The following is a 13,470-nucleotide window of genomic DNA, read 5'->3' as shown; positions in this document are numbered from 1 at the left end:
TGACCGCCGTCACCAACACGTTACGCTCGACGCACGACCCCGAACCGACAAGGGGGCGAGCCACTGTGCAGCTCTCGGCCCACGTCGACACCTTCGCGCGCGACCACCTCCCACCACCCGACACCTGGCCCGAACTCCGCCTCGAAACAAAGGAGTTCGACACAGAGGACTCGGCCCACCCGCCCCTCCTCGCCTACCCGCCCCGCCTGAACTGCGCCACAGACCTGCTCACCGGCCCCCCGGACAACGCCCCCGCCTTCCACACCCCCACCACAACCTGGTCCTACGGCGACCTACGCACCCACGTGGACCGCATAGCCCACACCCTCACCACCGACCTCGACATCGTCCCCGGCAACCGCGTCCTGTTACGCGGCCCCACCACCCCCTGGCTGGCGGCATGTTGGCTCGCCGTCCTGAAAGCGGGCGCCATCGCAGTCACCGTCCTGGCCCAGCAACGAGCCCACGAACTGGCAACGATGTGCGAGATCGCCCAGGTCAGCCACGCCCTGTGCGACGCACGCTCGCTGGACGACCTGATCAAAGCCGAGGTCCCGGGCCTGCGGATCACCGCGTACGGCGGAGACACCCCGGACGACCTCCTCACCAGACCCGCCCCCCAACTCCCGTACCAGGCAGTCGACACAGCGGCAGACGACGTCGCACTGATCGCGTTCACCTCAGGAACCACCGGCCGCCCCAAGGGCTGCGCCCACTTCCACCGAGACGTCCTGGCGATCGCGGACACGTTCGCGAAGCACGTCCTGCGCCCGACCCCGGACGACGTGTTCACAGGCAGCCCGCCACTCGGATTCACGTTCGGACTGGGCGGCCTGGTCATCTTCCCCCTGCGCGTCGGCGCAAGCGCCCTGCTCCTCGAACAGGCAGGCCCGAAGGCCCTGTTGGAGGCGATCCCGAAGCACAAGGTGTCCGTCCTGTTCACCGCGCCGACCGCGTACCGCGCGATGCTCACGGACCTCGGCGCATACGACGTGTCGTCGCTACGGCGATGCGTGTCGGCCGGCGAGAACCTGCCCGAGGCGACCTGGCGGGCGTGGCACGAACGGACCGGCCTGCGGATCATCAACGGCATCGGCGCCACCGAGCTGCTGCACATCTTCATCTCGGCGGCGGACGAGGCGATCCGCCCCGGCACGACGGGAGTTGCCGTGCCGGGCTGGGAAGCGCGCGTGCAGGACGGCGAGGGAAGACCGGTCGCCGACGGCACACCGGGTCTGCTCGCCGTACGCGGTCCGGTCGGCTGCCGGTACCTCGCCGACCCCCGGCAGCGGGAGTACGTGCGGGGCGGCTGGAACATCACCGGGGACACCTATGTCCGGGAAGCGGACGGGTACTTCAGGTACGTCGCCCGCGCCGACGACATGATCGTGTCCGCCGGGTACAACATCGCGGGCCCGGAGGTCGAGGAGGCGTTGCTGAGGCATCCGGACGTGCTGGAGGCGGCAGTTGTGGGCCGGCCCGACGAGGAACGCGGTCAGATCGTCGTCGCGTACGCCGTACTGCGTGAGGGCGCGCGGCGGGACGTGGAGGCTCTGCGGGCTTTTGTGAAGGCGGAGTTGGCGCCGTACAAGTGCCCGCGCGAGATCCGCTTCCCGGCCGGGCTGCCGCGCACGGCGACCGGGAAGCTCCAGCGGTTCCGGCTGCGCACACCCGAGGTGACCAGCACTGATGCCGAAGACCTAAGATGATCAACGTGTCCGACCAGCATGCACCACGGTCTCTGATCGTCACGCTCTACGGCGCGTACGGCCGCTTCGTGCCGGGCCCCGTGCCCGTCGCGGAGCTGATCCGGCTGCTCGCCGCGGTGGGGGTCGACGCCCCCTCCGTGCGCTCCTCCGTCTCCCGGCTGAAACGCCGCGGACTGCTCCTGCCCGCGCGCACCGAGCGCGGCGCGGCGGGGTACGAACTGTCGGCGGAGGCCCGGCAGTTGATGGACGACGGCGACCGCAGAATCTATTCCGAAGGGCCGCCCGGCGACGAGGGCTGGGTCCTCGCGGTGTTCTCCGTGCCGGAGTCCGAGCGGCAGAAGCGGCACGTCCTGCGGTCCCGGCTGGCCGGGCTCGGGTTCGGGACAGCGGCACCCGGCGTGTGGATCGCGCCCGCGCGCCTGCACGACGAGGCGCGGCGCACCCTGGAGCGGCTCGGACTCGGGCCGTACGTCGACCTGTTCCGGGGCGAGCACCTGGGGTTCACGGCGACGGTCGAGGCGGTGTCGCGGTGGTGGGACCTCGCGGCGATCGCGAAGGAACACGAGGCGTTCCTCGACGCGCACGAGCCGGTACTGAGGGCCTGGCGGGAGCGCTCCGACACGCCACCGCAGGAGGCGTACCGGGACTACCTGCTAGCGCTGGACACCTGGCGGCGCCTGCCGTACGCCGACCCGGGGCTCCCCGCACGACTGCTGCCGGCGAACTGGCCGGGGGCGCGATCGGCGGACGTCTTCCACGCACTGCACGCACGGCTGCGGGACGCGGGCGAGGGCTTCGTACTGGCCGGTCCGGGGGCAGCGCACGGCACCGAGTGATATGCCTCAGCTCCCCGCCCTCAACCGAGGTCTGGGCCCGGCCGGTCATCCGGGCCTGGCGGGAGCGCTCCGACACGCCGCCGCAGGAGGCGTACCGGGACTACCTGCTAGCGCTGGACACCTGGCGGCGCCTGCCGTACGCCGACCCGGGGCTCCCCGCACGGCTGCTGCCGGCGAACTGGCCGGGGGTGCGATCGGCGGACGTCTTCCACGCACTGCACGCACGGCTGCGGGACGCGGGCGAGGGGTTCGTACTGGCCGGGCCGGGGGCGACGCACGGCACCGAGTGAGGCGCGACTCCCTAGCCGCAACCGGAGTTCGGGCCCGCCCGGCCGGTACCGAATGAGGCGCCTCAGCACCCCCCCAGCCGCAGCCAGGCATGGGGCCGCCCGGCTGGGTCTGGGCCCGCCCGATCGGCCGGCCATCCGGGCCGAGCAGCACCGAGTGAGACGCCTCAACCCCCCAGCCGCAACCGAGGTTTAGGCCCATCCGTCCGGCCCGTCATCGGCCGCCTACTCCCCGCCCGATACGGCAACGGCCACACCACCCCCGGCCCCTCATACCCTTGCTCGGCAGCCGCATGCAACGTCCAGTGCGGGTCGTACAGATGCGGCCTGCCAAGGGCACAGAGATCCGTACGGCCCGCCAATATCAGGGAGTTGACGTCGTCCCACGACGAGATCGCGCCCACGGCGATGACCGGAACACCCACCTCGCCCCGGATACGGTCCGCGTACGGGGTCTGGTAGGAGCGGCCGAAGTCAGGGTGTTCATCGGCGACGACCTGCCCTGTGGAAACGTCGATCGCATCGGCGCCGTGGGAGGCGAAGGCGCGAGCGATCCCGACGGCCTCCTCGGGAGTCGTGCCGCCGGGAGACCAGTCGGCGGCGGATATCCGTACGGTCAGGGGGAGTTCGGACGGCCACGCCTCCCGTACCGCATCGAAGACCTCCAGCGGAAAGCGGAGCCGCCCCGCGAGGGAGCCCCCGTACACGTCCGTGCGGTGGTTGGTCAGCGGCGAGAGGAAGCCGGAAAGCAAGTAGCCGTGCGCGCAGTGGAGTTCGAGGAGATCGAACCCTGCGCGGGCGGCACGCGTCGTGGCCTTCACGAACTCGCCTCGGATCGCGGCAAGTTGGGAGCGAGTCAGCTCGCGCGGAACCTGACTGTCCGCACGGTAGGGCAGCGGCGAGGCGGCGACCACAGGCCAGTTGCCGTCCGGAAGGGGTTCGTCGATGCCCTCCCACATCAGCTTCGTCGACCCCTTGCGCCCCGAGTGCCCGAGCTGCACCCCGATCGCCGCCCCGGGCGCCTGCGTGTGCACGAAGTCGGTGATCCGGCGCCAAGCAGCCCCCTGCCGATCGTCGTACAGCCCCGTACACCCCGGCGTGATCCGCCCCTCCGCGCTGACACACACCATCTCGGTCATCACCAACCCCGCCCCGCCCAGCGCGCGAGCGCCGAGGTGGACGAGGTGAAAGTCACCGGGGACACCGTCGATCGCGGAGTACATGTCCATCGGAGAGACGACGACCCGGTTGCGCAGGGTCAACTCCCGCAGCCGCAACGGCGTGAACATCGGCGGCGTACCCGGCGGACACCCGAACTCCCGTTCCACGGACGCCGTGAACCCGGCGTCACGCAGCCGCAGGTTGTCGTGGGTGACCCGGCGACTGCGCGTGAGCAGGTTGAAGGCGAACCGGCGCGGCGGCTGTCCGACGTACAGCGGAAGGTTCTCGAACCACTCCAGGCTGGCCCGCGCGGCGCGCTGCGTGGACGCGACGACGGGCCGCCGCTCGGCCTCGTACGCGGCCAACGCGCTTGCCACATCCGGCTGTTCGTCCAGGCACGCGGCAAGCGCGAGCGCGTCCTCGACGGCCAGTTTCGTGCCGGAGCCGATGGAGAAGTGCGCGGTGTGCGCGGCGTCCCCGAGAAGGACGACGTTCCCGCTGGACCAGCGGTCGTTGACGACCGTACGAAACACCGTCCAGGCGGAGTTGTTGGACCGCAGGGGCCGCCCGCGCAGGGCCTCCCGGAAGAGGTCGGCGCACCTCTCGATGCTGAACTCCCCTGTTTTCCACACCTCTTCACGCATCTCGACGATGACGGTCGAGGCGTCCGGCGCGTACGGGTACCCGTGGAGCTGGACGATCCCCGCGTCGGTCTCCGCGATGTCGAAGCGGAACGCGTCGAGGGCGATGTCGACGCCGAGCCAGATGTACCGGCACCGGTGGGGGGTGATCCGGGGCCGGAACGCGGTGGCGAAGGTCTCCCGCGTCGCGCTGTGCACGCCGTCGGCGGCGACGACGAGGTCGTACGTCTCGGAGAGCCACGCCGGGTACGGCGCCTCGGTGCGAAAGCGCAGGTCGACGCCGAGTTCGCGGCAGCGGTCGTGCAGGACGGACAGCAGCCGTCTCCTGCCGAGAGCCGCGAACCCGTGTCCCCCGGAGACGTGGTGCCGTCCCCGGTGGGTGACCCCGATGGAGTCCCAGCGGACGAACTCCCGCTCCAGCGCGGCGTACACGGCCGGGTCGGCGTGCTCGATGCCGCCGAGCGTCTCGTCGGAGAGGACGACGCCGAACCCGAAGGTGTCGTCGGGTGAGTTGCGCTCCCAGACGGTGATCTCCCGTGCCGGGTCGAGGCGTTTGAGGAGGGCCGCCGTATAGAGCCCGCCGGGTCCGCCGCCTATGACCGCTATCCGGCCGGTCATCGCCCCTGCCACTTCGGCGGGCGCTTCGCGGTGAACGCGGCGTGGAACTCCCGGTAGTCGGCGCCGTTCATGAGCAACGCCTGCGTGTTCGCGTCGAGTTCGACGGCCGCCGCGAGCGGCATGTCCAGCTCGGCCGTCAGCAGCGCCTTGGTCTGGGCGTGGGCGAGGGCGGGCCCGTCGGCGAGGCGGCGGGCGAGCGCGAGGGCGGCCTCGTCGGCGCCGCCCTCCTCGGTCAACTGGCTGATGAGACCGATGCGTTCGGCTTCGGGCGCCCGCACCGGGTCGCCCAGCATCAGCAGCCGCGTGGCGTGCCCGAGGCCGACGACGCGCGGCAGGAGGTAGGCCGCACCCATGTCCCCGCCGGACAGCCCGACCTTCGTGAACAGGAAAGCGAACCGGGCGGTCGGATCGGCGACCCGGAAGTCGGCGGCGAGCGCGAGGACGGCCCCGGCACCGGCCGCGACCCCGTGCACGGCGGCGATCACCGGGAACGGCGCCTCGCGCACGGCCCGTACGACCTGCCCGGTCATCCGGTTGAAGTCGAGGAGCTGGGCGGTGTCCATGGCCAGCGTCGCGCCGATGATCTCGTCGACGTCGCCGCCGGAGCAGAACCCGCGCCCCTCCCCGCGCAGCACGAGCGCCCGCACGGACCGCTCCCGGGACAGCTCGGCGAGGAGATCGCGCAGGTCGGCGTAGGCGCCGAAGGTCAGGGCGTTCAGCTTGGCGGGGCGCGCGAGCGTGACGGAGGCGACGGTGTCGGTGACGTCGTAGTGGAGGTGTTCCCAACGGGGCGTGCGCGGGGCGGATCCGGTGAAGGGACTCACGCCCTAGAAGTTATCACTCGTACGTGACTGTCGTCACGAGGTCGATATAGCAGTGTCACCGGTCGTCGACAAGGCGGTAACAGCGGGATCGGCGTGACGGGTGGGGCCGTTGGGACGGGTAAGTGCCGGTGGCCTCTCCTGGTGCGCCAGGGCCGGGGGCCGCCGTACCATTCCACAAAGTTGAAAGCAGGACGGCCTGATGTGGATCTCGGGAACCTGCGCCATGAACGGACTCGCCTTGCCTGAACGACCGCCCTCAGCCTCCTGGCGCATCGCGCTGCCGCACACCGCCGCCGCCGTACCCGTCGCGCGCGCCCTGGTCCGTACGGCGCTGGCCGAGGTCGAGCACGGCGCGGACAGCGACACGGCGGAGCTGCTGACGGCCGAGCTGGTGGCGAACGCGGTCGAGCACACGACGGGCAGCGAGCCGATAGAGCTGGTCGTCCATCTGCTGCCGAGCGGCTGCCAGGTCGAGGTCCACGACCAGGACCCGGCCGCGCCGGGCGAACTGACCCGGCCGTCCGGCGGCGACCCCGACCCGTGGCAGGAGCACGGCCGCGGCCTGCTGCTGATCCGCTCCCTGTCCTCCTCCTGCGGCCACCGGCCTACGGAGAAGGGCAAGGCGGTGTGGTTCCGGCTCTCCGTGATCCCGATGCGGCCCTAGGCCAGCGTCGCCACCAGGATCGCCTTGATCGTGTGCATCCGGTTCTCCGCCTCGTCGAAGACCACCGAGTGCGCCGACTCGAAGACCTCGTCGGTGACCTCAAGCGATTCCAGGCCGTACGTCTCGTGGATCTCGCGGCCGACCTTCGTGCCCAGGTCGTGGAAGGCCGGCAGGCAGTGCAGGAACTTGACGTCCGGGTTGCCGGTGGCGCGCAGGACGTCCATGGTCACGGCGTACGGCGCGAGCGCGGTGATCCGCTCCGCCCACACCTCCTGGGGCTCGCCCATCGAGACCCATACGTCCGTCGCGACGAAGTCGGCGCCGCTGACGCCCTCCGCGACGGTCTCCGTCAGCGTGATCCGCGCACCGCTGCTCGCGGCGAGCGCCTGCGCGCGGTCCACGATCTCCTGCGCGGGCCAGTACTGCTTCGGCGCGACGATCCGGACGTCCATGCCGAGCAGGGCGCCGGTGATCAGGTACGAGTTGCCCATGTTGAAGCGGGCGTCGCCGAGGTAGGCGAAGGAGATGCCGGTCAGCTCCTTGGCGCTGTGCTCGGTCATCGTCAGGACGTCCGCGAGCATCTGCGTCGGGTGCCAGTCGTCCGTGAGCCCGTTGTAGACGGGGACGCCCGCGTACTCGGCCAGCTCCTCGACGGTCCCCTGCGCGTCGCCGCGGAACTGGATCGCGTCGAAGAAGCGGCCGAGCACCCGCGCGGTGTCCTTCGTGGACTCCTTCTTGCCGATGTGCGAGCCCGAGGGGTCGATGTACGTCGTCGAGGCACCCTGATCGGCGGCGGCGACCTCGAACGCGCAGCGCGTACGCGTCGAGGACTTCTCGAAGATCAGCGCGATGTTCTTGCCGGTCAGCCGGCGCGTCTCGGTCCCGGCCTTCTTCGCGGCCTTCAGCTCGGCGGCCAGCGCGAGCAGACCGCGCAGCTCCTCGGCGGTGAAGTCCAGCTCCTTGAGGAAGTGGCGGCCGGCGAGGGCGGTCGGGACTGTCGCCATGGGGGCGCTCCAGAGGTACGTGAACTGACTGACCTGTGGAAGTCTATACGACGCTCAGCATTTCTATACAGATAGCGGTACGACGATATGCGCACGCTTCCCTCGTACGGCTCTCATACGGCGTCCCGCTCCACCGGACAGCTCATGCAGCGCGGCCCGCCCCGCCCCCGCCCCAGCTCGCTCCCCGGGATCTCGATCACCTCGATGCCCTGTTTGCGCAGGTGGGTGTTTGTGGTCGCGTTCCTCTCGTACGCGACGACGACCCCCGGCTCCACGCACAGCACGTTGCAGCCGTCGTCCCACTGCTCGCGCTCCGCCGCGTGCACGTCCTGCGTCGCCGTCAGCACCCGGATCTGGTCCAGGCCGAGCGCCGCCGCGATCGCCCGGTGCATGTGCTCCGGCGGATGGTCGGTGACCTTGAGTTCCTTGTCCCCGACGCCGGGTTCGATCGTGTACGACCGCAGCATGCCGAGCCCCGCGTACTGCGTGAACGTGTCGCCGTCGACCATCGTCATCACCGTGTCGAGGTGCATGAACGCGCGCCCCTTCGGCATGTCCAGCGCCACGATCGTCTCCGCCGAGCCCGCCGCGAACAGCTTGTGCGCGAGCATCTCGACGGCCTGCGGGGTGGTCCGCTCACTCATCCCGATCAGCACGGCGCCGTTGCCGATGACGAGGACGTCCCCGCCCTCGATGGTCGACGGATAGTCCGCCTGCCCCTCCGACCAGACGTGGAACCTCTCGTCCCGGAACAGCGGATGGTGCCGGTAGATCGCCTCGAAGTGCACGGTCTCCCGCTGCCGCGCCGGCCACCGCATCGCGTTGATGGAGACACCGTCGTAGATCCAGGCGGACGTGTCCCGCGTGAAGAGGTGGTTGGGCAGCGGGCCGAGCAGGAAGTCGTCCAGCTCCATGACATGGAACCGGACGGAGGTCGGCTCGGGATGCCCCTCCAGGAACTCCCGCTTGGTCATGCCCCCGACGAGCAGCTCGGCGAGTTCGGCGGAGGGCAGCGTCTCGAAGGCGGATCTCAGATGGTCGGTGGCGAGCGGGCCGTACTCCTTCTCGTCGAAGACGCGGTCGAGTACGAGGGTCCGCGCGGCCGGGAGCGCGAGCGTCTCGGTGAGGAGGTCGCCGAACAGGTGGACGGCGACACCCCGGTCCCGCAGCACGTCCGCGAACCCGTCGTGCTCGGCCCTCGCGCGCCGGACCCAGAGCAGATCGTCGAAGAGAAGGGCGTCCTTGTTGGTGGGCGTGAGCCTCTTGAGCTCCAGATCAGGCCGGTGCAGGATGACGCGGCGCAACCGCCCGGCTTCGGAGTCGACGTGGAATGCCATGTCTCCATCCTGACCATCGGGGGGCGGGTTCACCCGGTTTCGAGGAGGGACTTTCTGCCGGATGGCGCTTTCCGGCGGTGCCGGCTCGGCCCAGGAGTCGAGGTGTCCGGGTACGGGAAGTACAGCCGCCGCCCCAGGGCGTGGCCCCCTCCCGCCGAAGGCGGACACGCGGGCCTTTCGGCAGCGCGGCCGGGAACTCCGCACGCGGCCGGCGGACGGCCGGAGCCGGGAGGCTCGCCAGAAGGGCCCCGGGCCCCCCGATGCCCTGCGCTGCCGGCCACCCCGCAGACGCCCCGCCCCACAGCCCGGCCCGGAAGGGACTCCCCCGGGCCGGGCCCCCTCACCTCACAGCCTCGGGTCCACCGGCTCCGACTCCAGGGCCAGGACCCCGAACACCGGCTCGTGGACGCGCCACAGCGGCTCGCCCTCCGCGAGGCGGTCCAGGGCTTCCAGGCCGAGGACGTACTCGCGGATCGCGAGGGAACGCTTGTGGTTCAGGAAGCGGCCCCGCAGGCGCGACAGCTGGTCGGGGCGGGTGTACTCCGGGCCGTAGATGATGCGGAGGTACTCCCGGCCACGGACCTTGACGCCGGGCTGGACCAGGCGGCCCTCCCCGTCGCGGACCACCGCGCCGAGGGGCTTGACCACCATGCCCTCGCCGCCCGCGCCGGTCAGCTCCAGCCACCAGTCGACGCCGGCCTTGACCGACTCGGGGTCGGTCGTGTCGACGTACAGGCGACGCGTGGTCTGGAGCAGGCCGGTGGTGTCGTGCTCCACCAGCCGGTCCAGCAGGGCGAGTTGCTCGTCGTGCGGGAGCGCGGTGAGGCTGCGGCCCTGGACCGCGAGGAACTGGAACGGCGCCAGGCGGACGCCGTCCAGGCCCTCGGTGGGCCAGCAGTACCGCCGGTACGCGTCGGTGAACGCCGAGGCGTCGGCGGCGCGTTCACGCTGCCGGGTGAGCAACTCGCCCACGTCGACGCCGCGTTCGGCCGCTTGCGACAACGCGTCCAGCACACCCGGGAACACCGCCCCGGAGGCCGCGCCGACAGCGGCGTACTGGGACCGCAGCAGCCCGGTCGCCTTCAACGACCACGGCATCAACTCGGCGTCCAGCAACAGCCAGTCGGTCTCCAGGGACTCCCAGAGCCCGGCCGCGTCAGCCGCAGCCCGGACCCGGCCGAGGATCTCCTCGGTGACTGCGGCGTCGTCGAAGAACGGACGGCCGGTACGGGTGTACAGCGACCCCGTGGGCCCGTCCACCCCGAACCTCTTCCGTGCCGCCTCCGCGTCCCGGCACACCAGGACGACCGCCCGCGACCCCATGTGCTTCTCCTCGCACACGACCCGCTGGACCCCGCCCCCGGCGTACTGCGCGAACGCCTCCTCCGGGTGCTCCAGGTACCCCTCGGCGTGGGAGGTCGGCGTCGGCGCCATGGTCGGCGGCAGGTACGGCAGCAGCCTCGGGTCGATCGCGAACCGGCTCATGACCTCCAGCGCCGCCGCCGCGTTCTCCTCGCGGACGGACACCCGCGTGGACCCCTCGTACCGGGTCGTCACGATCCGCCGCCCGTGCACGTCGGCGAGGTCCAGCGGACGGCCGTCCTGGCCGCCCGGCGCCTCCGAGCGCAGCGGTTTCACCGGCTCGTACCAGACCTTCTCGGCGGGTACGTCGACGAGTTCGCGCTCCGGCCAGCGCAGCGCGGTCAGCTTGCCGCCGAACACGGCGCCGGTGTCCAGGCAGATGGTGTTGTTGAGCCAGGTCGCCTCGGGAACCGGCGTGTGCCCGTAGACGACGGCCGCGCTCCCCCGGTAGTCCTCGGCCCACGGGTACCGCACCGGCAGCCCGAACTCGTCGGTCTCCCCGGTCGTTTCGCCGTACAGCGCGTGCGAGCGCACCCGCCCCGACGTACGGCCGTGGTAGTGCTCGGGCAGCCCGGCGTGGCAGACGACGAGCTTCCCGCCGTCCAGGACGTAGTGGCTGACCAGCCCGTCGATGAACTGCCGTACCTCGGTGACGAATTCCTCGCTCTCGCCCGCCATCTGCTCGATGGTCTCGGCGAGTCCGTGGGTGTGCTGGACCTTGCGGCCCTTGAGGTGACGGCCGTACTTGTTCTCGTGGTTGCCCGGCACGCACAGCGCGTTCCCGGACTTGACCATCGACATGACGCGCCGCAGCACCCCCGGGCTGTCCGGGCCCCGGTCGACGAGGTCGCCGACGAACACGGCGGTACGGCCCTGCGGGTGCACCCCGTCGACGTACCCCAACTTGCCGAGCAGCGACTCCAGTTCGCTCCCGCAGCCGTGGATGTCACCGACGATGTCGAACGGTCCGGTGAGGTGCGTGAGGTCGTTGAAGCGCTTCTCGGTGCGTACGGTCGCGGCGTCGATCTCCGCCACGCCGCGCAGGACGTGCACCTTGCGGAAGCCCTCGCGCTCCAAGTGCCTGAGGGAGCGCCGGAGTTCACCGATGTGCCGTTTGATGACCCGGCGCGGCATGTCGGCGCGGTCGCTGCGGGACGCGTTGCGCTCGGCGCACACCTCCTCGGGGACGTCGAGGACGATCGCGATCGGGAGGACGTCGAACTTCCGTGCCAGGTCGATGAGTTGGCGGCGGGCGTCGGGCTGGACGCTGGTCGCGTCGACGACCGTGCGGCGGCCTGCGGCGAGGCGTTTGCCGGCGATGTAGTGCAGGACGTCGAAGGCGTCCTTCGTGGCGCTCTGGTCGTTCTCGTCGTCCGAGACCAGGCCCCGGCAGAAGTCGGAGGAGATGATCTCGGTGCGCTTGAAGTGCCGGGCGGCGAAGGTGGACTTGCCGGAGCCGGAGGCGCCGACGAGGACGACGAGGGACAGGTCGGTGACGGGGAGTTCGCGTCCCCTGGTGTGCTGCTCGGTCATGCCGCGTTCGCCTCCTTCTGGGGCTCGGTCTTCTGGCTCTCGGTCTGCTGTGTGAAAGTCGCCATCTGGGTCGGCGGTCCGACCTCGGGGTCGTCGGGCCCGATCGGCGTGAACTCGACGTCGTAGCCGTGTCGTTCGGCGACCTGACCGGCCCAGGTGCGGAACTCCTCGCGGGTCCACTCGAAGCGGTGGTCGCCGTGCCGGACGTGCCCGGCGGGGAGCGTCTCCCAGCGGACGTTGTACTCGACGTTCGGCGTGGTCACGAGGACCGTGCGCGGGCGCGCGGCGCCGAACACGGCGTACTCCAGGGCGGGCAGGCGCGGCAGGTCGAGGTGCTCGACGACCTCGCTCAGTACAGCCGCGTCGTACCCCTTGAGCCCCTTGTCGGTGTACGCCAGCGAGCCCTGGCGCAGGGTGACCCGGGACGCCTGGCGTTCGCCCATGCGGTCCAGCTTGAGGCGGCGGGCGGCGATGGTGAGGGCGCGCACGGACACGTCGAGGCCGACGATCTCCGTGAACCGGACGTCCTTGAGCAGCTCCTTCACCAACTCGCCCTGGCCGCAGCCCAGGTCGAGGACGCGGGACGCCTGCGCGGCGCGCAGTGCGGCGAGGATCGCCTCGCGGCGCTGGACGGCCAGCGGGGTCGGCTTCTCCTCCGCCTCCGTCTCCGACTCGACCGCGTTGTCGATCTCCTCGACCTCGCTGTCGTCGGTCTCCGCGAGGCGGACCAGTTCGAGGCGCTCCAGGGCCTGCCGGGTCAGGGACCAACGGCGGGACAGGTAGCGGCTGGTAATGAGCTTCTGCTCCGGGTGCTCGGCGAGCCAGCCCTCGCCGGCCCGCAGCAGCTTGTCGACCTCCTCGGAGGTGACCCAGTAGTGCTTGGCGTCGTCGAGGACCGGGAGCAGGACGTACAGGTGCCGCAGCGCCTCCGAGAGCGTCAACTCCTCGGACTCCAGGACGAGTCGGACGTACCGCGAGTCGCCCCACTCCGGGAACTCGGCGTCCAGCGCGACCGGTTCGGCGGTGACTCTCCAGCCGAGCGGCTCGAAGAGGTTCCGTACGAGGGCGGCGCCGCCGCGGGCGGGCAGGGCGGGGACCTCGATGCGCAACGGGCGCTGCTGGGACGGGAGTTCGGGGCGAGCGTGGCACGCGCCCTTCATCGCGCTGGAGAACACGGCGCCGACCGCCACCGCGAGCAGTGAACTCGCCGCGTACGGGCGGTCGTTGACGTACTGCGCGAGCGCCGCGTCCGGGGCGCCGCCCCGGCCCTTGCCCTTGCCCCGCCGGACCAGCGCCACCGCGTCCACCTCCAGCAGCAACGCCGCTGTGCAGCGATCGGCGTCCGCCTCGGGGTAGAGGACGTGTGCCGTGCCGTAGGAGGTGGAGAACGTCTGCGCGTTGTCGGGATGCTTGTGCAGCAGGTAGCCGAGGTCCGTCGCCGGGCGTTCTGGGGTGCCGGTGGTGGTGATGGTCAGGAACATGGGCCTCTCCGGC

The 13,470-nt window shown here is 71.1% G+C and carries 9 protein-coding genes and 1 pseudogene; 4 read left to right on the top strand and 6 right to left on the bottom strand.

The features are described from left to right. Positions 1 to 65 precede the first annotated feature (65 nt). The 3 genes and pseudogenes from J8M50_RS36080 to J8M50_RS36070 form a co-directional block, all read left to right on the top strand. On the top strand, positions 66 to 1,709 hold the full coding sequence (locus J8M50_RS36080) for an AMP-binding protein (RefSeq protein WP_010353087.1): 1,644 nt from the start codon (positions 66 to 68) through the stop codon (positions 1,707 to 1,709). Then, positions 1,706 to 2,545 (top strand): PaaX family transcriptional regulator, encoded by an 840-nt coding sequence (locus tag J8M50_RS36075; RefSeq protein ID WP_010353086.1) that lies wholly within the window; start codon positions 1,706 to 1,708, stop codon positions 2,543 to 2,545. Before J8M50_RS36080 ends, J8M50_RS36075 begins: the two co-directional genes overlap by 4 nt. Before the next feature lie 41 nt (positions 2,546 to 2,586). Continuing rightward, positions 2,587 to 2,835, top strand: a pseudogene (locus tag J8M50_RS36070) (PaaX family transcriptional regulator C-terminal domain-containing protein); the annotation flags it as partial. Positions 2,836 to 2,999: 164 nt separating this feature from the next. On the opposite strand, the gene J8M50_RS36065 reads toward J8M50_RS36070, so the two are convergent. Both J8M50_RS36065 and J8M50_RS36060 read right to left on the bottom strand, forming a co-directional pair. Beyond that, on the bottom strand, positions 3,000 to 5,252 hold the full coding sequence (locus tag J8M50_RS36065; protein WP_040836169.1) for a bifunctional salicylyl-CoA 5-hydroxylase/oxidoreductase: 2,253 nt from the start codon (positions 5,250 to 5,252) through the stop codon (positions 3,000 to 3,002). Then, positions 5,249 to 6,076: an enoyl-CoA hydratase family protein gene (locus tag J8M50_RS36060; protein ID WP_010353083.1), complete on the bottom strand. Its 828-nt coding sequence runs from the start codon at positions 6,074 to 6,076 to the stop codon at positions 5,249 to 5,251. Before J8M50_RS36060 ends, J8M50_RS36065 begins: the two co-directional genes overlap by 4 nt. Positions 6,077 to 6,299: 223 nt before the next feature. Here J8M50_RS36060 and J8M50_RS36055 point away from each other — a divergent pair, with 223 nt between their 5' ends. Continuing rightward, positions 6,300 to 6,740 (top strand): ATP-binding protein, encoded by a 441-nt coding sequence (locus J8M50_RS36055; RefSeq protein WP_029183765.1) that lies wholly within the window; start codon positions 6,300 to 6,302, stop codon positions 6,738 to 6,740. Here the strand turns inward: J8M50_RS36055 and argF are convergent. From argF to J8M50_RS36035, 4 genes are all read right to left on the bottom strand, one after another. Next, complete coding sequence (gene argF / locus J8M50_RS36050) at positions 6,737 to 7,744, bottom strand: ornithine carbamoyltransferase (protein ID WP_010353081.1); 1,008 nt, start codon at positions 7,742 to 7,744, stop codon at positions 6,737 to 6,739. The two genes, J8M50_RS36055 and argF, sit on opposite strands and share 4 nt — an antisense overlap. A 113-nt stretch (positions 7,745 to 7,857) precedes the next feature. Beyond that, positions 7,858 to 9,081 (bottom strand): arginine deiminase, encoded by a 1,224-nt coding sequence (locus J8M50_RS36045; protein WP_010353080.1) that lies wholly within the window; start codon positions 9,079 to 9,081, stop codon positions 7,858 to 7,860. 345 nt (positions 9,082 to 9,426) lie between these two features. Beyond that, positions 9,427 to 11,976, bottom strand: coding sequence for a polynucleotide kinase-phosphatase (locus J8M50_RS36040; RefSeq protein WP_010353079.1), 2,550 nt, complete (start codon positions 11,974 to 11,976; stop codon positions 9,427 to 9,429). Beyond that, a complete protein-coding gene (locus tag J8M50_RS36035; protein ID WP_010353078.1) occupies positions 11,973 to 13,457 on the bottom strand; it encodes a 3' terminal RNA ribose 2'-O-methyltransferase Hen1 in 1,485 nt (494 codons plus the stop codon). Before J8M50_RS36035 ends, J8M50_RS36040 begins: the two co-directional genes overlap by 4 nt. Positions 13,458 to 13,470 lie beyond the last annotated feature (13 nt).

Source organism: Streptomyces acidiscabies, from assembly GCF_020010905.1.
GTDB classification, from domain to species: domain Bacteria; phylum Actinomycetota; class Actinomycetes; order Streptomycetales; family Streptomycetaceae; genus Streptomyces; species Streptomyces acidiscabies.
The sequence above is the reverse complement of the archived record's forward strand: the minus strand, read 5'-3'. Positions and strand labels throughout refer to the sequence as shown.